This window comes from Streptococcus sp. DD11, from assembly GCF_001578865.1.
Classification (GTDB): Bacteria; Bacillota; Bacilli; order Lactobacillales; family Streptococcaceae; genus Streptococcus; species Streptococcus panodentis.
In genome coordinates, this window is sequence record NZ_KQ969393.1 from 372,325 (window position 1) to 374,967 (window position 2,643).

Genomic DNA, 2,643 nt, shown 5'->3' on the forward strand with positions numbered 1-2,643 from the left:
TCAAGAAGGCCGAGTCAGCTTCACGCCAGGCCATGCATCAGTCCCATTTCCATCTGAAACAACTCCGCTCTTTGATAATGGCCAAACTGTCAAAGAAGTGGCCGGTGTAGGTAAGTTTGAAGTGGATGCGGATGGTAAGGTGACCTTTACGCCGGACAATCAATTCAAGGGAACAACTCCTGAAATAACGCTAATCCGAGCGGATGAGAATGGCACTCCAGTGACTGTCAAGTACCAAGCGGTGGTGAAAGCCGTTGTTCCGACTGGCACAACGGCAACCAGTACAGGCCTGCAAGGCCAGCCGCAAAAGGGGACACCAAGCTTTACAGAAGGCAATCCAAACGTTCCGCTGGATGATGATGTTCCAGCGACCTTTGATGACGGATCCAAGCGCAAGGAAGTGCCGAATGTCGGTATTTTTGAGGTGGCGCCGGATGGATCTGTCACTTTCACGCCAGACAAGCAGTTTGTCGGTACGCCGGATCCAGTCACGGTCAAACGTGTGGACAAGAACGGTACGCCGGTCACAGCTGCGTACACGCCAACCGTGACCAAGGTCACGCCGACAGGAATTGGCGCTAAGACAGACGGACCGCAAGGTTTAGTTCAAAAAGGCAAGCTGACCTTTAAAGCTGGAGATCCGCAGGTCGGCTTCCCAGCAGACAAAACGCCCGTCTTTGATACCGGCACCAATACGAAAGAAATTGCCAAGGTCGGAAAATTTGAAGTCGACGCGGAGGGCGAGGTGACTTTCACACCGGTCAAGACGTTTATTGGCCAGACACCAGAGCTGGAAATCCGCCATACAGATAGCAATGGCACAGTGGCCAAGGCGACCTATCGGGCGACTGTAAGAGCTGTTACTCCGACCGGAAAAGGCGCCAAGACCGAAGGCCTGCAAGGCCAGGTGCAAAAGGCCAAGTTTCCTTCACACCAGGCCATGCTTCTGTTCCATTCCCAGCGGACTCTGCTCCGCTCTTTGGTAATGGGAAGGCAGTCAAAGAAGTGCCGAACATTGGCAGGTTTGAAGTGGATGCGGACGGCAAAGTGACCTTCACGCCTGAAAGGCAATTTATAGGTGCAAGTCCAGAGTTAGGAATCATTCGCTTTGATGCGAATGGCACTCCGGTGACTGTTAAGTATCAGGCCATAGTGAAAGCAGTTGTACCAACTGGAAGCAGTGCAGCCAGTACCGGTCCACAAGGCCTTCCGCAAACCGGTATGCCAATCTTTACTGGCGGCGATCCGCTGGTTCCGATTGATGAAACCATTGAACCGGCTTTTTCTGACGGCAAAAAAGAAAAATCAATCCCAGGTCAGGGTACCTACACCATCAACCCAGATGGCTCTGTCACTTTCACGCCAGACAAGCTGTTTGTCGGTACGCCGGATCCAGTCACGGTCAAACGTGTGGACAAGAACGGCACGGAGGTGACAGCTCAGTACACGCCTACGGTTGAGAAAGTCACTCCGACCGGAAAAGGCATTAAGACAGAAGGCCTGCAAGGCCAGGTGCAAAAGGGCCAAGTTTCCTTCACACCAGGCCATGTTTCTGTTCCATTCCCATCAGGCACGACTCCGCTTTTCGACAATGGCTCAGCTGTCAAAGAAGTGCCAACTGTCGGCAAGTTTGAAGTGGATGCGGAGGGCAATGTGACCTTCACACCGGATAAGCAGTTCAAGGGCGAAACACCAGAGCAGAAGCTGACTCGCTTCGACACCAACGGGACATCAGTGACCGTCAAATACCAAGCAGTGGTGAAGGAAATCGTGCCAAACGGAACGACTGCGACCAGCACAGGACCTCAAGGCCAGTCGCAAACGGGTACGCCAAGCTTCACAGGCGGAGACCCGACTGTGCCGCTGGATGATGATGTTCCAGCGACCTTTGATGACGGATCCAAGCGCAAGGAAGTGCCGAATGTCGGTATTTTTGAGGTGGCGCCGGATGGCTCTGTCACTTTCACGCCAGACAAGCAGTTTGTCGGTACGCCGGATCCAGTCACGGTCAGACGTGTGGACAAGAACGGCACGGAGGTGACGGCGACTTACACGCCAACGGTTGAGAAAGTGACTCCGACTGGCAAAGGGGATCAGACCGAAGGCCTGCAAGGTCAGGTGCAAAAGGGCAAGGTGACATTTGAAGTTGGAAATCCGCAGGTCGGATTCCCAGCTGGCAGTACGCCGGTCTTTGACACCGGAACCAATGTGAAAGAGATTGCCAAGGTCGGTCGGTTTGAGGTCGACGCTGCAGGCAATGTCACTTTTACGCCAGATAAGCAGTTCAAGGGTGAAACACCGACAATAGAGCTGACTCGTATCGACACTAATGGCACCCCAGTGACAGTCAAGTATCAAGCGGCAGTAAAAGAAGTAGTTCCTGCAGGTACCAATGTGACCAGCAGCGGCCCGCAGGGAGTTCCGCAGACAGGAAAGCCAAGCTTCACAGCCGGTGACCCGCTGGTTCCAATCGATGAGAGCGTAGAGCCAAGCTTTGACGACGGCACGAAGGAGAAAACTATTGCAGGTCAGGGGACCTATACCATCGCAGCCGACGGCACCGTCACTTTCACGCCAGACAAACAGTTCGTCGGCAGGCCAGATCCAGTGACGGTCAAACGTGTAGATAAAAATGGTACGCCC

Annotated in this window: 1 pseudogene; it reads left to right on the forward strand. The window is 53.7% G+C overall.

The features are described 5' to 3' along the window. Window positions 1-2,643, forward strand: a pseudogene (locus STRDD11_RS14195) (YSIRK signal domain/LPXTG anchor domain surface protein); the annotation flags it as partial.